The organism is Bacillus mesophilus, assembly GCF_011008845.1.
In the GTDB taxonomy this organism is placed as follows: domain Bacteria; phylum Bacillota; class Bacilli; order Bacillales; family SA4; genus Bacillus_BS; species Bacillus_BS mesophilus.
In genome coordinates, this window is the sequence record NZ_JAAIWM010000002.1 from 709,187 (window position 1) to 731,192 (window position 22,006).

At 37.7% G+C, this 22,006-nt stretch carries 19 protein-coding genes; 1 reads left to right on the forward strand and 18 read right to left on the reverse strand.

The window, feature by feature from the left end; translation table 11 throughout:
- Window positions 1–4 precede the first annotated feature (4 nt).
- The 11 genes from ytaF to G4D63_RS09080 all read right to left on the reverse strand — a co-directional run bounded on the left by ytaF (window position 5) and on the right by G4D63_RS09080 (window position 13,114).
- Window positions 5–646, reverse strand: coding sequence for a sporulation membrane protein YtaF (gene ytaF, locus G4D63_RS09030; protein WP_163179291.1), 642 nt, complete (start codon window positions 644–646; stop codon window positions 5–7).
- 63 nt (window positions 647–709) lie between these two features.
- Window positions 710–1,543, reverse strand: coding sequence for a DNA-formamidopyrimidine glycosylase (gene mutM / locus G4D63_RS09035; RefSeq protein WP_163179292.1), 834 nt, complete (start codon window positions 1,541–1,543; stop codon window positions 710–712).
- 29 nt (window positions 1,544–1,572) lie between these two features.
- Window positions 1,573–4,203, reverse strand: a complete 2,631-nt coding sequence (gene polA / locus G4D63_RS09040; protein WP_163179293.1) for a DNA polymerase I — start codon at window positions 4,201–4,203, stop codon at window positions 1,573–1,575.
- Window positions 4,204–5,028: 825 nt separating this feature from the next.
- Window positions 5,029–6,786, reverse strand: coding sequence for a two-component system histidine kinase PnpS (gene pnpS, locus G4D63_RS09045; protein WP_163179294.1), 1,758 nt, complete (start codon window positions 6,784–6,786; stop codon window positions 5,029–5,031).
- Window positions 6,779–7,498, reverse strand: coding sequence for a response regulator transcription factor (locus G4D63_RS09050; RefSeq protein WP_163179295.1), 720 nt, complete (start codon window positions 7,496–7,498; stop codon window positions 6,779–6,781). Before G4D63_RS09050 ends, pnpS begins: the two co-directional genes overlap by 8 nt.
- Before the next feature lie 139 nt (window positions 7,499–7,637).
- Window positions 7,638–8,219, reverse strand: coding sequence for a histidine phosphatase family protein (locus G4D63_RS09055; protein ID WP_163179296.1), 582 nt, complete (start codon window positions 8,217–8,219; stop codon window positions 7,638–7,640).
- A 97-nt stretch (window positions 8,220–8,316) separates the two neighbouring features.
- Window positions 8,317–8,793, reverse strand: coding sequence for a MaoC/PaaZ C-terminal domain-containing protein (locus G4D63_RS09060; protein ID WP_163179297.1), 477 nt, complete (start codon window positions 8,791–8,793; stop codon window positions 8,317–8,319).
- Between the two features lie 96 nt (window positions 8,794–8,889).
- Window positions 8,890–9,831: a malate dehydrogenase gene (gene mdh / locus G4D63_RS09065; RefSeq protein ID WP_163179298.1), complete on the reverse strand. Its 942-nt coding sequence runs from the start codon at window positions 9,829–9,831 to the stop codon at window positions 8,890–8,892.
- Between the two features lie 73 nt (window positions 9,832–9,904).
- On the reverse strand, window positions 9,905–11,176 hold the full coding sequence (icd, locus tag G4D63_RS09070) for an NADP-dependent isocitrate dehydrogenase (RefSeq protein ID WP_163179299.1): 1,272 nt from the start codon (window positions 11,174–11,176) through the stop codon (window positions 9,905–9,907).
- Between the two features lie 81 nt (window positions 11,177–11,257).
- Window positions 11,258–12,376, reverse strand: a complete 1,119-nt coding sequence (gene citZ / locus G4D63_RS09075) for a citrate synthase (protein ID WP_163179300.1) — start codon at window positions 12,374–12,376, stop codon at window positions 11,258–11,260.
- A 279-nt stretch (window positions 12,377–12,655) separates the two neighbouring features.
- Window positions 12,656–13,114, reverse strand: a complete 459-nt coding sequence (locus tag G4D63_RS09080) for a DUF441 domain-containing protein (protein WP_163179301.1) — start codon at window positions 13,112–13,114, stop codon at window positions 12,656–12,658.
- A gap of 147 nt (window positions 13,115–13,261) precedes the next feature.
- Between G4D63_RS09080 and ytvI the strand changes: the two genes are divergently transcribed.
- Window positions 13,262–14,380 carry a sporulation integral membrane protein YtvI gene (gene ytvI / locus G4D63_RS09085; RefSeq protein ID WP_163179302.1) on the forward strand — a complete coding sequence of 373 codons (1,119 nt, stop codon included), beginning with the start codon at window positions 13,262–13,264 and terminating at the stop codon, window positions 14,378–14,380.
- A 35-nt stretch (window positions 14,381–14,415) separates the two neighbouring features.
- Here the strand turns inward: ytvI and G4D63_RS09090 are convergent, their stop codons facing one another.
- The 7 genes from G4D63_RS09090 to G4D63_RS09120 form a co-directional block, all read right to left on the reverse strand.
- The gene (locus tag G4D63_RS09090; protein WP_163179303.1) at window positions 14,416–15,375 is read right to left on the reverse strand and encodes a nuclease-related domain-containing protein; all 960 of its coding nucleotides are present in this window, start codon (window positions 15,373–15,375) and stop codon (window positions 14,416–14,418) included.
- Between the two features lie 476 nt (window positions 15,376–15,851).
- The gene (locus G4D63_RS09095) at window positions 15,852–16,238 is read right to left on the reverse strand and encodes an FxsA family protein (protein ID WP_163179304.1); all 387 of its coding nucleotides are present in this window, start codon (window positions 16,236–16,238) and stop codon (window positions 15,852–15,854) included.
- Window positions 16,239–16,390: 152 nt separating this feature from the next.
- On the reverse strand, window positions 16,391–18,145 hold the full coding sequence (gene pyk / locus G4D63_RS09100) for a pyruvate kinase (protein ID WP_163179305.1): 1,755 nt from the start codon (window positions 18,143–18,145) through the stop codon (window positions 16,391–16,393).
- Between the two features lie 34 nt (window positions 18,146–18,179).
- Window positions 18,180–19,139: a 6-phosphofructokinase gene (pfkA, locus tag G4D63_RS09105; protein ID WP_163179306.1), complete on the reverse strand. Its 960-nt coding sequence runs from the start codon at window positions 19,137–19,139 to the stop codon at window positions 18,180–18,182.
- A 340-nt stretch (window positions 19,140–19,479) separates the two neighbouring features.
- Window positions 19,480–20,457 (reverse strand): acetyl-CoA carboxylase carboxyl transferase subunit alpha, encoded by a 978-nt coding sequence (accA, locus tag G4D63_RS09110; protein ID WP_163179307.1) that lies wholly within the window; start codon window positions 20,455–20,457, stop codon window positions 19,480–19,482.
- Window positions 20,451–21,314: an acetyl-CoA carboxylase, carboxyltransferase subunit beta gene (accD, locus tag G4D63_RS09115; protein WP_163179308.1), complete on the reverse strand. Its 864-nt coding sequence runs from the start codon at window positions 21,312–21,314 to the stop codon at window positions 20,451–20,453. Before accD ends, accA begins: the two co-directional genes overlap by 7 nt.
- A 75-nt stretch (window positions 21,315–21,389) precedes the next feature.
- Window positions 21,390–22,001: a GntR family transcriptional regulator gene (locus G4D63_RS09120; protein WP_163179309.1), complete on the reverse strand. Its 612-nt coding sequence runs from the start codon at window positions 21,999–22,001 to the stop codon at window positions 21,390–21,392.
- Between the last annotated feature and the right edge of the window lie 5 nt (window positions 22,002–22,006).

Sequence of the window (22,006 nt, forward strand, 5' to 3'; positions counted from 1 at the left end):
CCAACTATATTTTCCAAATTCCTATCATAATAAGTAAAAGGCCTGGTAAAAATGAAAACTTCTGAACCCAACTACTATGAGACAGTAATTGTCCACATTTAATACCGACAAACAAAAAAACTGAGCTCATGGCGGCGACTGCCGCAGCCATAACAAATGGGGAATATCCCAAGAGTGCAGCACCTATTCCAGCACCAAAGGCATCCAATGAAAGCGCAGCACCTAGTAAAATTGCTTCTATGCCTGTAATCGTTCCAGATCGGTCAATATCAGCCTCCATGGGCTTACGAAGAATATGGATGACAATTCCCAGCGATTTAATCTCGAGCTTAACTAGCATTTTACGATCGTTACTCTCAGACTGCGTTTGGTCCTTATCAGGTCTAAAAAATTGGTATAGGACCCAAGCTCCAATAAACACTAGGATGATTCCTCCAATTCTTTCAGCCCATTCTACAGATAGAACTGAAGCAATCAGTTCACCCGCTCCCATTGCCACCATTAAAGTTAGAGCCGAACAAAGAGCAATAATACATATGGAGCGTAAAGGAATCTTCATTTTACGAAGTCCATATGTTAATCCAACGCTAAAGCTATCAAGGCTCACCGCAAACGCTAGCAGTATAAGTGACAGATATTGTAACATGATGAGGCTCCTTCCATTTTTCAGCTACGATAGTATATGGAAAGAGCCCATCCATTGTTAAAGTTATGATTTCATTTTTTGACACTTAGGACAAATATGTGTGCCGCGGCCACCAACAACAAGCTTTTGAATTTCTGAGTGACATTTTTTACAAGGTTCACCTTTACGACCATAAACAAAGAGCTCCAGCTGAAACATTCCAATTTCACCCTGTGTATTTACATAAGACCGAATCGTGCTTCCACCCTTATCAACAGCCTCTTGTAATGTATCAACAATTTCTTTATGAAGCTTCGTTAACTCTTTAGGTGTAAGTGAACTTGCATTCCGCTCAGGATGGATACCAGCTCGGTGAAGAGCTTCATCAACATAGATATTTCCCAAGCCTACCACCAATTCTTGATCCAGTAGCGCTACTTTTATTTTTCGGTTTGTTTTTTTCAGACGTTCCTTTAAAAGCTTTACGGTGAATTCTGATGAAAAGGGCTCAGGACCAAGCTTGGCTAAAGGCTCTCCTAATAGCTCTTCACCTTTTTTAAATAGATGCATCGTGCCAAATTTCCGAACATCCTTGTAGCGAAGCTGTGTGTCATCTGTAAAAGTAAACAGCACATGAGTATGCTTATCATAGGTTTCAGTTAGTTCATATAAGCCATATCGTCCCTCCATCCTTAAATGGGAAACAAGCACATAATCATCTAACAAAAACTTGATAAACTTCCCTCTTCTTTGCACATCGTGAATCGTTTGTCCGATTAAGGCATCAACAAACTGCTCTACCTCTTGAGGTTGTTTAATCATCTTGGGCCATAATACATGCACCTGTTTTATCGTTTTGCCCTCGACAAGTTTCAATAATGTACGGCATACCGTTTCTACTTCAGGTAGTTCAGGCATTGCATCACTTCCTTTATGCCATAATAAAGTTACTTTGCATCATACCAAGTTGGTCCGTAAGCGTAATCAACTTTTAATGGTACCTTTAACTCAAGAGCATTTTCCATGACTCTTGGGACTAACTCCTTGAGACTCTCTATTTCACTCTCAGGAGCTTCTACGATCAGTTCATCGTGTACCTGTAGTAATAGTCTTGCTTGTAGCCCTTCATTTTTTAATGCTTCAGCTAGATCAATCATAGCCTTCTTGATAATATCTGCCGCGCTTCCTTGAATTGGAGTATTCATTGCTGTTCTTTCTGCAAAGCTTCTAACATTGAAATTCCTACTAGTAATGTCAGGTATATATCGACGACGTTGCATTAAAGTAGTGACAAATCCAGCCTGCTTAGCTTGGACCACAATGTCACTCATATATTCTTGGACACCAGGGAAGCTTTCCAAATACTTCTCAATAAAGGTTCCGGCTTCTTTTCTAGTGATTCCAAGTCCTTGAGATAAACCATAATCACTTATACCATATACAATTCCAAAATTAACAGCTTTTGCTTGTCGTCTCATATCCGAGGTAACATCCTCAGCTTTTACATTAAAGACATCCATTGCTGTTTTCGTATGAATATCTAGATCATTCTGAAACGCATCTATTAGCTTTTCATCTTCAGCTATATGTGCAAGGACGCGAAGCTCTATTTGTGAATAGTCCGCTGCGAAAATAATCCAACCCTCTTCTGACGGAACAAATGCTTGTCTTATTTTCCGCCCCTCTTCTAGTCGAATCGGGATATTTTGAAGATTAGGGTCTGTTGAGCTTAATCTTCCCGTTTGAGTAAGGGCCTGATTAAATCTCGTATGAACCTTTTTCGTTTCCTTATTAATTACTTTTAGTAAACCTTCTAAATATGTTGAGTTCAATTTACCAAGCTGACGATAGGTCAAAATAGCAGGAATAATTGTATGCTCTCCTTCAAGCTTTTCTAAAACATCAGCAGAGGTGGAATAGCCAGTTTTTGTCTTCTTAACAGCTGGCAAATTAAGCTTTTCAAACAATATAACACCAAGCTGTTTTGGTGAATTAATATTAAATACTTCACCCGCTAATTGATGAATCTCCTTTTCAAGATCCTCTAAACGCTTTGAAAGCTCCTTTTGCATGTCGTTTAATCGATTTTGATCTACTTTCACACCCGTATATTCCATTTCGGCTAAAATAAATGCTAAAGGTAGCTCCAGTTCTCTATATAATTCAAGCTGCTGATTTTCTTCTAATTCCTTTTCAAATTGACTACGAAGTTTACTTAGCGCCAGTGCCTTTCTTACTATATGTTCACTAAGTTTATCCTCATCAGGGATACCACGTTTCGCTCCCTTCCCATAAACAGCTTCATCGGTTAACACCTGATAATAACCTTTATTTTTGGCAATTGTTGCAAGATCACCAGTTTCATCTGCCGAATTAAGAATATAGGAGGCAATCAGCAAGTCAAAATCAACACCCTGCAAATCAACACCTTGACACTTTAACGCAACGATTGCTTTTTTAGCATCATAGATCGTTTTCTTAGCATGTTCATCCTTGGCCCATTTCTTAAATTCAGCTGAGTTTATAGCTACTTCAGTAGGAATAAAATAGTTCCCAGTTTCATTTATGATGGCAATTCCTTGAATGTCCGCCTGATGATAATGATCTTCCATTACCTCAACAATGAGCGTTGAATCCTTAGCGAGTACATCTTCGTTTAGTTCTTCTACTTTTTCAAAAGATAGCTCATTCAATTCAACTTCTTCTTCAACTGCTGTAATGTTCATTTTATCAAGCAACGATTGGAACTTTAGCTCTTTGAATAAGGTGACAACCTTCTCTTCATCGTAACCAACATACGTAAGATCCTCAACGTTGACCTCAATCGGTGCTTCTCTATGAATGGTTGCTAGCTGCTTACTCATAAAAGCACTATCTTTGTGTTCTTCAAGCTTTTCTTTTAACTTCTTTCCACTAACCTCGTCTAGATGCTCATATAGGTTTTCAATGGTTTCATATTCCTTCAACAGCTTTATTGCTGTTTTTTCACCTACACCGGGTACACCAGGAATATTATCTGACGTATCTCCCATTAATCCCTTCATATCAATTACCTGAACCGAAGAGATTCCTAGCTTCTCAAATAAGAAATCAGGTGTATACGAGTCTACCTCAGTGATTCCTTTTCTAGTAATATCAACCGTTGTCTTATCAGATACTAATTGAAGTAAGTCCTTGTCACCTGTAATTACTTTTATTTCAGTATCTTCATTTTCAGCTTGTTTTGAAAGGGTGCCGATAATATCGTCTGCTTCATAGTTTTCTAGTTCATATCTTTTAATTTTGTAGGCATCTAGCAACTCACGAATAAACGGCATTTGTTCAGATAGCTCTGGTGGTGTTTTCTGCCTTCCACCTTTATATTCCTGAAATGTTGAGTGACGAAACGTTGTCTTTCCTGCATCAAAAGCAACGAGGATATGACTTGGCTTTTCTTCTTCCAATATCCTCATAAGAATCATTGTGAAGCCGTAAACCGCATTGGTATGTACCCCTTTATCATTGCTCAATAATGGTAATGCAAAGAAAGCACGATAAGCTAAACTATTTCCATCTATTAAAACGATTTTATTTCCCATTACTTTTTCCCCTTCTTTCCTATTACTAAATTGTTAACTATGTGGTCTGCATAAATACTTTTTTCTTTGCTGTGCCATTAACAGAGGAATTGATTTCCACTACAGGTTGCTTCGCTTTCCGCGGGGCGTGCGTTGAGCCTCCTCGTCGCTTACGCTCCTGCGGGGTCTCACCAAGGACAAAGTGATTTCCTTTGTCCCTATATCACGCTGCTCCCGCAGGAGTCTCGCACCTTTCGTTCCAATCAATTGGTCTTATTATAAGTTGTTTTATATCTAAAAGCCTAAAAGCCACTATCTTTTCAATTGGTTTTACCTTGAAGATAGATTGTTTCTTTTAAGCATACGATAGTGGAATGGAGCGGAAGACACTGATATAAGGATCCTCTACTAAAAGCTGCCACGTCCTGTGGCAAACGTAGAGGTCAGCACATCCTGTGCAAGCGCGGGAGATAGAGGAAAGGTCGAGACCCCGCAGTCAAAGCCGAGGAGGCTCGACTTCCTCCCCGCGGAAAGCAAGTGTCTGGAGCGCAATGCAACGAACACAATCATAAAACAACCAAGATGCTACTATCTCTTTTAAAAAGACCATCTACTAAATCAAACATTTATATATACAAAATTAGACATTATCTATTTTATCATGAGATATATTGTAAAGGAAAATGGGTGCCCCTTTCATTTGGTAGAAGGATAAAAAAATAGACGAGAACATGATCGTTCTCGTCTTCCAAATTGGATGAAGGGGTCTTCTTTCTTATGATAGAAGACTATTGTTAAGGGAAAATAAAACAAATGTTAAGCTATTGTTAATTTTCCCTTTTTCTACTATTCTTTTTTAAATTTAATAGTAAAAACTGAACCATGCCCTTCATTACTCCATACGCTTATATTCCCGTGATGCGCTTCAACAAGATGCTTGACGATAGCCAAACCTAAGCCTGTTCCCCCAGAATTACGAGTTCTCGCTTTATCGACTCGATAGAATCGTTCGAATATTCTAGGTAGTTCACTTTCTGTTATCCCAATTCCCGTATCAGCAACTTTTACATGAATCTCACTCTGAGTCTCTTCTATTGAAACGGATACTTTCCCTTCAGCTGGTGTATAGGTAATAGCATTACTAATTAGATTAATGAATATTTGCTTTAGTCTATTAAGGTCACCTTTTATCAAGACAGGATGATTGCTCCCAAACTCAAGAGAAATTTGTTTATCCTCTGCCCTTGCGTTAAGCATCAGGAGCACCTCTTCAAGAACTTCTGTTATATTGACCATCTGCCAATTAATAGAGAACCCCGTTTGTTCCATCTTAGATAAGTCTAAAAGATCCTGAATTAAGCTCTGCAAACGATCACTTTCTTTTAGGATAATCTTTAAGAAGTTTTCTAGAATCTTTTCATCCTTCATTGCACCATCTAGTAGGGTTTCTGAAAAGCCTTTTATAGAAGTAATCGGTGTTCTCAGCTCGTGAGATACATTTACAACAAAATCTTTACGCATTTGTTCGAGCTTCTTTATTTCCGAAATATCATGGAAAACCAGGACTATACCCTTCCATTCGTCATTCGTACCAATAATAGGAGCCCCATATACTTCAAAGTGTTTTTTTCCATTAACCAAGGTTAGTAACATTTGCTTTCTAACCTTAACCTCTGTCATGAAAATCTCTTCCACTAATGAAATAATCTCCTTATGTTTTATTGCTTCATAATAGAGACTATATAAGTAGTCAACAGGCTCTACATTAAATATTTCCTTATACGATCGATTAATTAAATTTATATAGCCTCTACCATCAATTAGAATCAATCCACTTCCCATATTTTCTATGAGAGTACTAAGACGATCCTGCTGCATCTCTTGTGCTTGACCCATATCCTGTAAATTACGTGCTAAAATATTAATAGACTGACTTAGCATCCCAGTCTCATCGTGATTGTCTTCAAAAGTTCTAGCCTTATAATTTCCTCTAGCTAGTTCAATTGCCACCTTTGTTGCTGCTTCAATAGGTCTTATATAGTGCTTGGTAATTCTAATTCCAATAATAAATATGACAATAAAGGCTAGACCAAGACTACTAATTAGTAATGCCCAGATTTGTTTATTAAGACTGACTAAAGATTCTACAGGAACACTAAAAAGTAAATGGCCTTCATTTAATTGAGCATCCAACAGAGGAACGATATAAAAATACCGTTCCTTTGTTTTATCTATCAAATGATAGGCTTTCTCTTTATTAGCAGTAGTCCTAATCATCCGTTCGTATTCTTGTTTTACTTGCTCACTTATTGAGGCTACAGATTGCTTTGTATCAGATATGATCTCTCCAGATGAATTTAATACAGTAATCTGTGCATCTAAAGCATTACCCATCTTTTTTGCCTGTTGCTGTGAGGCTTGGTCTTGTATTCCATTCTCCTCAAACAACATAGCAACAAGGTTTGCTTCCTTTTCAAGCCTTTGATTAAATGAATTAGTATAAAAGCTATTGAAAATTTGTCCTAGAATAATTCCTAAACCTAAAAGCACGACTAATACTAAGCTTATAAAGCCAAATATTAGTCTTGATCTGAATTTATTCATTTACCTTTGGCTCCTCGAGCTTATAGCCTAGTCCACGAATCGTCTTTATATAAATTGGTTTTTTTGTATTTCTTTCAATTTTCTCACGTAAATGACTGATATGAACATCTACTATTCTTGTGTCACCCGCAAAATCATAATTCCAAACTGCACTTAGCAGTTGATCTCGTGTTAACACGCGACCTTTGTGCTTAGCTAAATAGACGAGTAGTTCGAATTCCTTTGGAGTTAAATCTAATCGTTCTTCACTAAAATATGCCTCGTAACGATCAGGGTAAATAACTAACTCTGAAACGTTCATTTGTTCCCCAATAGCTTGATCAGCGTTTTCAGCCTCTTGCAAGATTTGTGTTCTTCTTAGAATTGCTTTCACCCTAGCTACGACTTCTCTAGGACTAAACGGCTTCGTCATATAATCGTCAGCCCCAAGTTCCAGGCCCAATACTTTATCAAACTCATCATCTTTTGCTGTAAGCATCAAGATAGGTAACATGATTCTTTCTTGTCGAAGTTGTTTACACACTTCAATTCCGTCCATTTTAGGCAACATCAAATCAAGCACCATCAAATCTGGTTGCTCTGTAATCGCCAAATTTTTACCGCTCTCACCATCCATGGCTGTAATAACGTCAAAGCCAGCCTGTTGTAAATTGTATTGCAGCAACGTAACAATCGATTGTTCATCATCCACTACAAGTACCTTTTTGTTCATAGCTCACTCAACCCTTTTCCTTTATTCCCCTTCAACCATGTATGAATCTATCTCTTCTTTCATCTTACTATGAAAATGAATGAACACAAAGCTTTTTGTCGCGAGATTATGACACCTCCAAAAAATTCTATCTCGACTATTATATGATATCTTGTTCTAAGTGCTTGATACAGTTATACAGCCCGCATTGCCAACTATCTCCAACCTTATTGATTTGAGTAAAGGACGTGTTATGAAGAGATGAAGGTAGTTCGTCTTTAAATAAATGTCTTAGCAGCTTTCTTATGAAAGCCCCATGTGTCACTAGTAATATTTTCTCCCCATCATGCCGTTCAGTAATTTCATTTAAGAAGGCTTTTGCTCTTAGAACTACAATCTCATCCTTTTCTATGCCTAAATCTAGTTTGCGCCAATCCGTACCCCATTTTTTAATTCTCTCTTCCTCTGTCGTTCCTTCAATCAATCCACCACCAACTTCTCGAAGTCTAACATCTATCTCAATAGGAATCCTCGTTTTATGAACGATAAGATCTGCAGTTTGTTTAGCTCTTAGTAAATCACTAGAATAAACCACATTCCATTGTTCTCTCTTCAAACGCTCGGCAAGCAGATTCGCCCCTAGTATTCCTTCATCGTTTAGGGGAATATCTGCATTTCCTTGTGCCCTTCCTTCTGAATTCCACTGTGTACGCCCATGTCTAATGATTCCTATTGTAGTCATGTGTGTTCACCCCTTATAGTTTCTAATTTCAACATATACGATTCTACTCAAAATGAAAAGACTTAGCTGATCGCTAAGTCTTATTACAAGTGATCTATTAAAAGTTTTCAAGTGCTGAACCAGTGAACGATTCAACTAGTATAGGTGGGGCGACTTTCAATGTTCCATTTAAGACTACTTCTTGTTCCTCATCTACAGCTTCTATGTACATGGTAATTTCATTATTTTTGACATCAACCTCTGTGATTTCAAAGAGAAACTTGATGGTTGCATAATGATAGACTGGTTTTATAAACTTTATTTGTTGCTCATTAACGGAACTTCCGGGCCCAGGTAAATATTTAGATACAGCTGCAGTCACAATTCCAGTAAGCATGATTGTTGGAACAATTGGTTTCTTAAAAGGAGTTTGGGACGCATAATCATGCTGAATAAAAAGTGGATTAGAATCATTCGTTAATCCTAAATATAGCAATAAATCCTTATCTTCAATCTTTTCTGTAAGCGTAAGCTTTTCACCAACACTCATCTCTCCGATTTTCCGGCCTGGCTTTCTCTTTTTTCCTAATAACATATAATCCCCTCCACACTGTGTACTTAACTTTTTATATTATATATATGTAACCGTTTACATTATTAATGAAGAAAAAAAGGGAAAATCCCCTTTTTATTATGGTAGAGCTTTCATCACACTTCTCACGGATTCAGCCGATTTTGATAATGCTTGTTTTTCCTCTTCAAGTAAATCAAGCTCAATAATTTTCTCTAGGCCATTTCCACCAATAACTGTTGGAACTCCTAAGTATAGATCGCTAAAGCCATATTCTCCTTCTAGATACACGATGGTAGGAAGTACGCGCCTCTGATCCTTTAAGATGGCTTCAATCATTTCTACTAAAGAAGCAGCAGGAGCATAATATGCACTACCGTTTCCTAATAGATTAACGATTTCTCCGCCCCCTTTACGAGTACGTTCAACAATTGCATCTAAACGATCTTTTGGAATTAAAGTTTCTAAAGGGATACCTCCAGCATATGAATAACGAACCAATGGTACCATGTCATCACCATGTCCACCTAGTACGAAACCAGTTACATCCTTAACAGAAAGGTTTAATTCCTGTGCTACGAATGTACGGAAACGCGCGGTATCAAGGACACCGGATTGACCGATCACACGATTTTTAGGGAATCCAGATTCTTTAAATACGGTATATGTCATGGCATCAACTGGATTGGTTAGTACGATAATGATACTTTCAGGAGAGTATTTTACAATTTGCTGCGTAACACTCTTCATGATTTTTGCATTTGTACTAACTAAATCATCACGACTCATACCTGGCTTCCGGGCAATACCTGCAGTTATAACGACGATATCAGAATCAGCTGTATCAGCATAATCCGATGTACCTGTAATATTTGCATCAAACCCTTGAACAGGACTAGCCTCTAGCATATCTAGTGCCTTTCCCTTCGTTGGGTTTTCAAGGTCAGGAATATCTACTAACACAACATCTCCAAGCTCTTTTTGTGCTGCCATTAAAGCTGTTGTCGCTCCAGTAAACCCTGCACCAATTACAGATATCTTTCTACGTTTAATTCCAGCCATTTTAAAAAATCCTCCCTCGGGTTCTTTTCATATGCAAGAATGCTACCCCATATTGAGGTAGCAATCCCTTATATTATGCCATGTTTTCAATTAAAGCATTACCGAATTCAGAACATTTTACTTCCGTTGCACCATCCATTAGTCGAGCAAAATCATATGTTACTACCTTAGAAGCAATAGTCTTTTCAACAGAATCCATTACAAGCTTAGCAGCTTCATTCCAGCCAAGGTGCTCTAACATTAGTACACCAGATAATAGAACTGAAGATGGATTTACTTTATCTAATCCAGCATACTTCGGAGCAGTACCATGAGTAGCTTCAAAGATAGCGTGACCAGTTTCATAGTTAATGTTTGCTCCTGGAGCAATTCCGATTCCACCAACCTGTGCTGCAAGAGCATCAGAGATGTAATCACCATTTAAGTTCATAGTTGCAACAACATCAAACTCACTTGGACGAGTTAAGATTTGTTGTAAGAAGATATCAGCAATAGAATCCTTGATGATGATTTTACCAGCAGCTTCTGCATCAGCTTGCGCTTTGTTTGCTGCATCTTTACCTTGTGCTTCAACAAGACGATCGTATTCTGCCCAAGTGAATACCTTATCACCGAATTCTTGCTCTGCTAATTCGTAACCCCAGTTCTTAAATGCACCTTCAGTAAACTTCATGATGTTTCCTTTATGAACTAGTGTAACTGATTTACGTCCTTCGGTAATTGCATAGTTGATTGCTGCACGAACAAGACGCTTTGTTCCTTCTTCAGAAACTGGCTTGATCCCGATACCAGATGTTTCTGGGAAACGGATTTTGTTAACTCCTAGTTCAGTTTGAAGGAAGTTAATTAATTTTTGTACTTCTTCTGAACCCATTTTGTATTCAATACCTGCATAGATATCTTCAGTGTTTTCACGGAATACAACCATATCTGTTTCTTCAGGACGCTTTACTGGTGAAGGAACACCTTTGAAATAACGAACTGGACGTAAGCAAGTAAATAGATCTAACTCTTGACGTAGAGCAACATTTAAAGAACGGAATCCCCCACCAATTGGTGTTGTAAGAGGTCCTTTGATTGCAATTATGTATTCACGAATTACATCTAATGTTTCGTCTGGAAGCCAAGAACCAGTTTGGTTGAATGCCTTTTCACCTGCTAAAACTTCTTTCCAAACGATTGATTTTTCTCCGTTATAAGCTTTATTAACAGCTGCATCTAAAACTCTAGAAGCTGCAGCCCAAATGTCAGGACCAATTCCATCGCCTTCAATGAAAGGAATAACTGGGTTATTAGGTACATTTAGTTGTCCATTAGTTACGGTAATTTTTTGTCCTTGTGTCATGATATTACCCCCATTTTTATAATTGTGAGGTTAGAGAGATTTACTCTCTAACCTCTTGATATTACAAAAGATTAATCTAACTTAAGCTCTTTGATCGATTGGAACAAACGTCTGTTTTCCAGGACCTGTATATTCCGCACGTGGACGGATAATACGGTTATTTTGGTATTGCTCAAGGATATGAGCTAACCAACCTGATACACGACTTACTGCGAAGATTGGTGTAAATAAATCATGGTCAATTCCAAGACTGTGATACATGGACGCTGAATAGAAATCAACGTTTGCAGGAATACCTTTTTGACCTGTTACCATCTCTTCAATTTTAACTGACATTTCATACCATTTAGGTTCACCAGTTAATGTAGTTAGTTCTTTTGACATCTTCTTTAGGTGCTTAGCACGTGGGTCACCATTTTGGTACACGCGGTGCCCGAAGCCCATGATTTTGTCTTTGTTATTAAACTTCTCTGTGATATATGCTTCTACGTTTGAAACTTCGCCAATTTCAGAAAGCATCTTCATAACCTGTTCGTTAGCCCCACCATGTAGAGGACCTTTTAATGCACCGATTGCAGAAGTTACACCAGAATATACATCAGACAAAGTTGCTACACAGACACGTGCAGTAAATGTAGATGCATTTAATTCATGATCAGCATGCAGTACCAATGCTTTATTTAAAGCCTCAATTGCAATCGCATCAGGTTCTTGTCCTGTAAGCATATAAACAAAGTTTGCTGAAAAGCTTAAGTCAGTACGAGGTGCAACGGGCTCTAACCCTTTACGAATTCGCGAGAAAGCAGCAACGATTGTTGGTAATTTAGCTTGGAGACTAATTGCTTTACGGTAATTTGAAGCATCATCCATCACATCAGCTTCTTCATCATATAACCCAAGAAGTGATACTGCAGTTCGAAGGGCACCCATTGGATGAACGCTATCAATTGGATATGTAGTGAAGTGATCTAATACCCCTTGTGGAAGTGTTGCATTCTCAGCTAGCTGCTTTGTTAGCTCATCTAACTCAGATTGGTTTGGTAACTTACCATGCCATAAAAGATATACTACCTCTTCAAAGCTTGCATGGTCTGCAAGATCATCAATATTATACCCTGCATAAGTTAGAACATCATCAATGATAGAACTGATAGACGACGTAGTAGCTACAACGCCTTCAAGACCACGTGTTGCTGTCATATTAACCTCTCCTTTTAACTAGTAAATTTTCCATCCTGGTTTTCTCTGTCAAGTAAATGCTTACATTTTATTGAATGTAAAAAACGAAATAAACTGCACAAAACCAGTTTTTTTAAAATAGAGAAAGGATGATTTTATAAGTACATATAAACTATGGACACCCCTTCTATTATAAACAATTATCTGATTCTTGTGAATCAGAAACCACTATTTAGTAAAATAAAATATTATTACACTAAACTATTATCTTATGTTTGTAATAGATTACAGGGAGGCTTGCTAAAACAATTCAACCAATTTAATGGCAAAATAAGCAATTCCTGCTCCGATTAATGGCCCAACTGCTACACCTTTAAAAACAGCAACTGCTAATATGGTTCCAATTACTAACGCAGCCGTGATATGAGGCTCTGACGCTAACAAGGTTAACCCATTTTTCGCAATTAAAGCGACAACCACTCCTGAAACTAACGCAATCCAGGCATAAGGTGACTTCAGAGAATCAAATAATTGTTTGAAGCCTATTTCTCCAGTTGCAATCGGTACTAACACAGCAATCGTAATAATGGTAACCCCCCAATTAATTCCTTGTCCCTGAATATGAGGAAACCATTTATCACCTATACCAACAAGTTTAATTACTAACAAAAATACAATGGCAACAATCAATGATTGGTTTTTCGCTACGATGCCGATCAACAGAAGTATTCCTAAAAATAAATATGGTTGTGCAACCATGTTCTTCACCATCCTTTCAGGTGAACCAGTTCCATGTTACCATACATATTTTTTAAACAACAAGAAGTTACACTTAAGTAAAATGCTTTATTTCATCTCCTTATCAATGTAAAATATTACTATAATGGAATTTAAGGAGGATCTTGTTTGAATTATAATCTTCTTTACCAAATATTAAGGTTCATATTAGTAATCGCTGTAATAATTGGTGGTTTCTTGTCTTTTTACTATCTTTCAACTATTACATACCCGTTTATTATTGCCTTAATTATCGCTTATATGATTAACCCGTTAGTAAATATTTTAGAATTAAAAGTAAAACTTCCACGTTATCTCGGAGTATTTATTGTCATCATTTTAGTCTTTGCCGTTTTTGCTGGACTCATTACACTTTTAATTGCCGAAATTATTAATGGATCAAATTATTTAGCTGAAAATGTCCCTCAGCATTTTGAACGCTTAATCACGTATATCGAACAGTATTTTACTGGACAAATTATTCCGCTATATAATCAACTAGCTAACACGTTTGAAAACCTAGATCCTAGTCAGAAGGAAACAATCGGTACAAATATCGAGTCTTTTGCAGCCAATATTATTCAATCAGGTAAAGAAGTGCTTGAGAGCATCTTAACTAGTATTCCTAGAGCTTTCGCTTGGATTCCTAACGCTGCTACTGTTATCATCTTCGCTCTTCTTGCTACATTTTTTATCAGTAAGGATTGGGAAAAATTAAACAAGCGTTTTTCTACTCTCATGCCTAGGAAAGCACGTGAAAGTGGAAAATCTGTTTTTATTGATTTACGAAAAGCATTGTTCGGCTTTATTAAAGCACAGGCAACTCTTATCTCTATTACAACAGTAATTGTCCTAATCGGATTGCTATTTTTAAGAGTCGAATATGCGATTACCATCGCGTTAATCATTGGTATTGTTGATATTCTTCCTTACTTAGGAACGGGGTTAATCTTTGTACCATGGATTATCTATTCCTTTTTCACGGGTGACGTTGCCTTTACCATTGGGTTACTAGTTTTATACATTATTGTTATTGTTCAAAGACAGATCATGGAGCCAAAAATATTATCCTCAAGTATTGGACTAGACCCACTAGCTACCCTTATTGCTTTATTTGTAGGATTTAAACTTTTTGGATTCCTCGGTCTAATCATTGGACCAGTTGTACTCGTTATCGGAAAGACCCTTCATAGCGCAAATGTGTTTCATGATATTTGGAATTATATTGTGGGTAAGAAGACAGTGTAAGGGGAAGGAAGAGTCAGAGATGGCTCTTTTTTTATTTACTGAGATATAACATATCTCCTTTGTTTCTTAACACCACTGTTTGCATAAGGACTTAATAATCTCTTAGTAGTGGCTGAAGAGGATAAACATAAAAACTGCTTTATTTCCTGATTTGTAACTGTGGAGGATATGATTAATGCGTAATCATTTATAGCTTGTATATGAGCACTCTTACAAGAGCTTGCACATGCAGGACAAAACCAGAGACCGTGCTGACGGTTCATCGGAACGAACCTACATCTACTACATTGAACACCTTTGATGATCTCATTAGGATGAATATTATAATAGTCAAGTGGCTTCTTTTGCTCATCTTCTTGTTTTCTTATTAGATAACGTACTAGTTTTTTCATTTCTTTAGTTGAAAGGATTGCAGATGAATATAGTATCTCAAGGGATTTAATTTTGGAGGGTAGATACGCACTGTGAATTACTTTTTGAGCAATAAGTTGAGGTTTAGTAGTGGCCTTTATTATAGTGTGAGGGTTACTAACAACTACTAGAGATTCAACCGGTATATTGTGTGTATAGGAATGCTCCTGAATCCAAGTTTTGAGCCTGGTAGTTTGTCGATCTATTTGCAAAAGGGGATCGGGGAAAGCCTCTTCTTTGTTATCTAGGATACGAATAACCTGGTGAAATTGTGGATCAAACACGAGTGTACCAATAATATTTTTCACTTCTAGAATGAGCAAAAAACAAGTAGAGACGATTAGTATGTCGATTTGAAAATATCCTTTTTCATCTTGAAGTCTGAGATTTTGTAGGATCAGATATTTCTCATTTGAAATAAAATCTAGATAATAATCAATCGCTTTTTCTCCGTGATAACCGGCCCGTTTTTTTGCGAGATTCTCTAAAATAAGAGTATATTTTGGGTGACTCACTGGTAGTCTTCTAGACAGAGCCTCCAGTAATTGGATTTCTAACGGTAACGACCGCTTTTTTATGATCATTCAAACACTCCCTTTTCTATAATTAAATATTAAATTCATCTTATATGTATTGAAATCCTGCAAGGTAGGGTCTAATGTTCAACTATTTATAATTGGTTGTTTGTTTTTTATATTCAGAGTTAGTTTAGGGTTAGTTTTTATAAAATTTGTCCTATTCAAAACCTAATTTAAGGCATACCCGTTCATATTTCCATGCAAGTCAAGTAATTCTGTTAGTAAGGTTGCTTTTTCAGCAAGAAAAAACATGCATTATTAACAAATCTTGAAGATTATCAACGAAAGCTGTGATTTAACAACGAAAGCATTAGGCTTATCAACGAATATTTTTAGTTTATCAACGAAAAGTACTTCTTTATCAACGGAATTACATTTTTTCCCATACCGTACCCCTTCTTTGCAGAAGACATTAAATATAAACACTCTACTCCCTCTCCACAAAATAAAAAAGCCCCTCAAATGAGGGACTAACATCTGACCTACCTAATAATAATCGTATTCCGATCAATGAGCGAACGGATAATATTTAGAATAAATGGCTTTACCATTTTACGTGTTTGCGGGAAGAGTAGGATAAATCCAATTGCGTCTGTTATAAAGCCTGGTGTTAATAGGACAACGCCCCCTACTAAGATACAAAGACCATCTACAATGACGTCACCTGGCATTTGCCCACGTGAGATTTGATATTGTACTTGTTGAATAGCCCGAGTTCCTTGTTTCTTTGCCAACCATGCACCCAGGACACCCGTTCCGATTATTAATAAAATGGTCACAGGAACACCAAATGTTTGACCTGACACAATCAACAGTCCAATTTCTAATGCAGGCACAATAATAATTAAAGCAAGCAGTAATTTATACATGTTTCCCCTCCCAAAATGATCTTTTTATAATAGTAAGACCGAGCTAGCCCTTTATGAACATCAGATAGCCTTTGTCCTCATATAAAATGCCAAGTAAAAAAGAGAGGGACAAATTCCCCTCTCTTCACTATATCATAATATTCGTGTTTCTATTACAAAACACTTGCATGTCCACTGTATATTACGCCTCTAGATGAGTCGACTGTCACATCTTGGCCATCTTTTAGAATAGTCGTGGCATCTTCCACACCTACAATAACTGGAATTCCTAAGCTTAAGCCTACAACCGCTGCATGGCTTGTTAAGCCACCTTCCACTGTGATAAGCGCAGATGCCTGCTCAAGTGCTTGCATCATATCACGATCTGAACTAAAGGTAACTAGAATTCCGCCTGGTTTCATTTTTTGATTAGCTTCTTCGCCGCTATTCGCAATGACAACCTTACCAAACGCTGTCTTACGACCAATTCCTTGTCCTTTAGTGATAATGTCACCCACTACATGAACTTTCATGATGTTGGTTGTTCCTGACTCACCTACTGGAACTCCAGCCGTAATCACGATTGTCTCACCATACTTAACTAGGCCAGTATTGATGGATTCTTGGACAGACAAATCAAGCATCTCATCAGTTGTCGTTGCCTTCGCTCCCATTTGAGCAGTTACTCCCCATACCAATGCAAGCTTTCTTGATACGCTTTCCTCTGAAGTAACAGCAATAATTGGAGCCTTAGGACGAAACTTAGAAATCATACGTGCTGTGTGTCCACTCTCTGTTGGAGTCACTATAGCTGAAACATTTAAATTTAGAGCCGTGTGAGCCACTGATTGACCAATTGCATCTGTGATTGTAGTCCCGCTAAGACGACTTCTATTTTGTAAGATATCCTTATAATCTAAAGCTTGCTCTGCACGTGAAGCAATATTATTCATTGTTTTGACAGCTTCCACTGGATACAAGCCTGCTGCTGTTTCACCTGATAGCATGATTGCATCTGATCCATCAAAAATAGCATTTGCCACATCACTTGCCTCTGCACGAGTTGGACGTGGGTTTCTTTGCATAGAATCTAACATCTGGGTCGCAGTGATTACCGGCTTTCCTAATGCATTACATCTTCTAATTAGTTCCTTCTGCACAAGTGGAACTTCTTCTGCTGGAATTTCAACCCCTAAATCTCCACGAGCCACCATAAGACCGTCAGAAACCTCTAGGATCTCTTCAATATTGTCGACACCCTCCTGATTTTCAATCTTAGGGACTATGTGTATATGTGAAGCTTTATTCTCTTCTAGTAATTCACGGATCTCTAAAACATCCGATGCGCGTCTCACGAAAGAAGCCGCAATAAAATCTACACCCTGCTCGATACCAAATCGAATATCGTTAGCATCCTTCTCCGTCATTCCTGGGAGGTTAACTTTAACATTTGGAACATTTACACCTTTTTTATTTTTGATTGTCCCACTATTAAGTATTTCTGTGTAAATTTCATTATTACCCTTGCCAATCACTTTTAATTCAATTAGTCCATCATCTAAAAGAATTCGTGACCCTTCTTCAACATCATCAATAAGGCCTGGATAAGAAATAGAGAAGCGAGAAGCGGTACCAACAACCTCTTCCATAGATAGGGTTACTTTTTCTCCTGCAACTAACTCTGCTGCTCCATTTTCAAACGTATGAGTTCTGATTTCAGGTCCTTTTGTATCTAACAAAATTCCAATTGTCTTACCTGTTTGCTTTGCTGCTTCTCTAATGTTATTAATTCTAGCACCATGCTCTTCAAAATCACCATGAGAGAAATTTAAACGTGCCACATTCATTCCAGCCTCAATTAACTGAACTAGCTTTTCTACCGTTTCACTTGCTGGACCAATCGTACAAACAATTTTTGTTTTACGCATTTTTACACTTCCTTCTAAAATTCTGTTTCATCTTTTATATCGATAATTCTGTTGATAACTGATACATGCTCAAATCTACCTCATGTTTTTGAGAAAGAGCTTCTGAGATTGAAAAGTCGACGAGCTTGTTACTTTGTATTCCAACCGCACGACCTTCTTTCCCAGCCATTAGTAATTCAACTGCCCTAGCACCTAGTCTACTTGCTAAAACTCGATCAAATGCTGTAGGCGATCCTCCGCGTTGAATATGACCAAGGATACTAACTCGTGTTTCTATATTCAGTGATGATTCAATTTGTTTACCAATGTCAACTGCACTTCCAACGCCTTCTGCTACTACAATAATGCTATGGCGTTTTCCACGCTCATGGCCTCTTTCTAATCTAGAAATAACTTCTTCCATTTTGTAATCTGCTTCAGGTATAAGGATTGTCTCTGCTCCACCGGCAAGCCCTGCCCATAAAGCAATATCACCTGCATGTCGACCCATTACCTCGATGATATATGTACGCTCGTGAGAAGTAGCAGTATCTCTTATCTTATCAATTGCATCAATAACAGTATTTAACGCTGTATCAAACCCAATGGTGAAATCAGTACCAGGTATATCGTTATCAATCGTACCTGGAACACCTACACACGGAAAACCATGCTGTGTTAGCTTCTCAGCTCCTCGGTAAGATCCATCACCACCAATAACTACAATTCCTTCAATTCCAAATTTCCTTAGTTGTTCAATGCCTTTTTTCTGGCCTTCTTCTGTTTTGAACTCTTCTGATCTAGCCGAGTACAGAACGGTTCCACCTCGATGAATAATATCACCAACAGAACCAAGCTCTAGCTTTTTGATTTGTCCTGTCATCAGACCAGTATATCCCTGATAAATCCCATAAACCTCTATATTATGGTAAATTGCTTTTCGCACGACAGCACGTACTGCTGCATTCATACCAGGTGAATCTCCACCGCTTGTTAATACTCCAATTTTTTTCATCCTAACACCTCATACCTTCTGTAGCTTTCCTTTGAATATTCTTATATGTAACTATTTAATAAACACAAGTAAGTATAGTATGTGAAAAGACCTTACACTTTCATTCTTCGTAAATAAAAATATCATGAAGAATTTAACAAAACAATAGGGTTAGCATTTCTTCAACCTATATAAGGAAATACTTTTAATTAGGTTATCTTGAATTAGAGGAATCACCTGTAATAGGTGGATAGAAGGCTAAAAAGTGGAGATTAGTATGGCTTATTCATTCGATCTGTTAATGTATTTTTTTTAGTAAAAAACGTGCATTCCCGTTTGTTAGGGAACTGCACGTTTTATATTACTTGATTGCAACTGGATCGGTTGCAAACGTAAATTCTCCAATACTTCTATATTTATCATAACGGTGCTGTATTAACTGTTCTTTACTATATTGAGTTAATTCCTTTAGTGACCTTTTCAAGTAATTATCTACAAGAAGAGCTTGTTCAGCCTTTTGTCGGTGTGCTCCACCTTTAACCTCTGGAATAATATGATCTATAATTCCTAGTTCCTTTAAGTCTGGCGCAGTAATTTTCATCGTTTCAGCCGCTTTTTTAGCAAGTCCCGCATCCTTCCATAATAAAGCAGCAGCTCCCTCTGGAGAAATAACGGAGTACCAAGAGTTTTCTAGCATTAAAACATGGTTACCCATTCCTATTGCCAATGCTCCACCACTTGCTCCTTCACCAATTACAATACAAATGATAGGGACAGTGAGACCAGCCATTTCAAATAGATTCTTTGCGATCGCTTCTCCCTGACCTCGTTCTTCAGCAGTCTTCCCTGGGAAAGCACCTTTTGTGTCAAGAAAACATATAATCGGACGATTAAATTTTTCTGCCTGCTTCATTAATCGAAGTGCTTTTCGGTAACCCTCAGGATGAGGCATACCAAAGTTTCTGCGAAGATTTTCCTTTGTATCGCGACCACGCTGATGACCAATTACCGTAACAGGTAAGCCATGGTATTTAGCCACTCCTGAAACAATTGCCTCATCATCACCATAAAAACGATCACCATGACATTCAAAAAAGCCTGTAAATAAGTGGCTTATGTAATCAAGAGTTGTTGGGCGCTCTGGATGTCTAGCAATTTGTACGCGGTCCCAAGGTCTTAAGTTTCCATACACTTCCGCCTCTAGCTTTTCTAGTCTTGCCTCTAGTTTCTCTATCTCATCTGAAAGATCTACATCAGCATTTTTCGTGAACTCTCTTAGTTCCACTATCTTTTTCTTCAGCTCTGTCACCGGTCGCTCAAACTCTAATTCTCCTAACAATCTAGCTTCCCTCCCGGTTCATGTATATCTAGGATATTACTTAACGTATCCTTCATATCTAATCTATGAATAACAGCATCTAGCTGACCATGTTTCAATAAAAATTCTGCTGTTTGGAAATCCTCAGGAAGGTCCTCACGAATCGTTTGTTCAATGATTCTTCTTCCTGCAAAACCAATTAATGCGCGTGGTTCAGCAAAGTTATAATCCCCCACAGACGCAAAGCTTGCTGTTACACCGCCAGTAGTGGGGTGTGTCATAATCGAAACATATAACAATCCTTTTTCACTAAACCTCTTTAACACAGCACTAATTTTGGCCATCTGCATAAGGCTTAGTACACCCTCTTGCATACGTGCTCCTCCAGAAGCAGTGAAAATGATGAAAGGAATGTTCTTTTCCATTGCTTTTTCAATCGCACTAGCAATTTTTTCACCAACAGCCGAACCCATACTCGCCATTCGGAAAGAAGAATCCATTACCGCAATGGCAATATGATGACCGTTAATCGTTCCTTCACCCGTAAGAACCGCCTCGTTTAACCCCGTTTTAGCCCGGTCTTTTTCTAACTTTTCCAAGTAATCTGGGAAACCTAATGGGTTCTCAGAAATCATATCATGATCATATTCCGTAAAAGTACCTTCATCTAATAAACTATCCATTCGTTCAAAGGCAGTCATAGGATAATGATAATCACAATTCATGCATACTTTCAGATTTTTAGTTAACTCTTTCGTATACATAATTTTTTTGCAACTTGGACACTTAGTCATGATTCCTTCAGGTACTTCCTGTTTACTTTGCTCTGAAGGGATTGTTGCATACTTCTTCTTTTTTGTGAACAAATCTTTTAACATTTTCTTCCCCCCTTGTCTTCATTAGAGTTAGACTATTTTTGCATAACTATAAAATTCTATTAAACAGTCTTACCTTTAGTAGTTGTATAATACTCTGTATTCTTGAAGGGCTCTCTCGACATCACCCTGTTCAAGTGAAATAATCAAATTTTCATATTTCTCTTGTTCTGGATTTCCTTCATTGGCTGAACTAACACTTGCATACTCGGAAAGAAGCAACCAGATTTTCAGTAATAGTCGGTTGTCAGTTATACGAAGAAGTAGCTTAGTAAACTCCTCTTTAAATACAGCTGAATCTTCACTTAGCAGCTCTCTTAAATACTGTATTTTTTCTACATAAGGTTCTTCACAAATAATCCTAATTGATTGCTCTTCTAGTATTCTTTTTGTATTTAATAAATCCTTTTTTGCCGTTTCATTTTGAAGGATAAAACTTCCGATTAATTCAACAAGATGGTGGCCCCCGAAATCCTTTACAAATGTTCCTTCACCTCGTCTTGTTTCAATTAATCCGAGTAACTCCAAAGCTCTTAACGCTTCACGGACAGAAGACCTCCCTACACCTAAACGGTCTGTAAGTTCTCGCTCAGATGGAAGTCGATCCCCAGGTTGTAATGAATCGGCTTGAATGATTGTATGAATCTGTTTTATCGTTTCAATATAAACTTTTGACTGTGGTATTGACACAGTAT

Bases quoted from the DNA above. Each gene is read 5' to 3' on its own strand.
- ytaF (WP_163179291.1), bottom strand. From the start codon at position 646: ATGTTACAATATCTGTCACTTATACTGCTAGCGTTTGCGGTGAGCCTT.
- pnpS (WP_163179294.1), bottom strand. From the start codon at position 6,786: ATGAATAAATTCAGATCAAGACTAATATTTGGCTTTATAAGCTTAGTA.
- pfkA (WP_163179306.1), bottom strand. From the start codon at position 19,139: ATGAAAAAAATTGGAGTATTAACAAGCGGTGGAGATTCACCTGGTATG.
- mdh (WP_163179298.1), bottom strand. From the start codon at position 9,831: ATGGCTGGAATTAAACGTAGAAAGATATCTGTAATTGGTGCAGGGTTT.
- G4D63_RS09055 (WP_163179296.1), bottom strand. From the start codon at position 8,219: ATGACTACAATAGGAATCATTAGACATGGGCGTACACAGTGGAATTCA.
- G4D63_RS09095 (WP_163179304.1), bottom strand. From the start codon at position 16,238: ATGTATAAATTACTGCTTGCTTTAATTATTATTGTGCCTGCATTAGAA.
- mutM (WP_163179292.1), bottom strand. From the start codon at position 1,543: ATGCCTGAACTACCTGAAGTAGAAACGGTATGCCGTACATTATTGAAA.
- accD (WP_163179308.1), bottom strand. From the start codon at position 21,314: ATGTTAAAAGATTTGTTCACAAAAAAGAAGAAGTATGCAACAATCCCT.
- citZ (WP_163179300.1), bottom strand. From the start codon at position 12,376: ATGACAGCAACACGTGGTCTTGAAGGCGTTGTAGCTACTACGTCGTCT.
- G4D63_RS09060 (WP_163179297.1), bottom strand. From the start codon at position 8,793: ATGTTATTAGGAAAAAAGAGAAAGCCAGGCCGGAAAATCGGAGAGATG.
- G4D63_RS09050 (WP_163179295.1), bottom strand. From the start codon at position 7,498: ATGAACAAAAAGGTACTTGTAGTGGATGATGAACAATCGATTGTTACG.
- G4D63_RS09090 (WP_163179303.1), bottom strand. From the start codon at position 15,375: ATGATCATAAAAAAGCGGTCGTTACCGTTAGAAATCCAATTACTGGAG.
- polA (WP_163179293.1), bottom strand. From the start codon at position 4,203: ATGGGAAATAAAATCGTTTTAATAGATGGAAATAGTTTAGCTTATCGT.
- icd (WP_163179299.1), bottom strand. From the start codon at position 11,176: ATGACACAAGGACAAAAAATTACCGTAACTAATGGACAACTAAATGTA.
- G4D63_RS09080 (WP_163179301.1), bottom strand. From the start codon at position 13,114: ATGGTTGCACAACCATATTTATTTTTAGGAATACTTCTGTTGATCGGC.
- pyk (WP_163179305.1), bottom strand. From the start codon at position 18,145: ATGCGTAAAACAAAAATTGTTTGTACGATTGGTCCAGCAAGTGAAACG.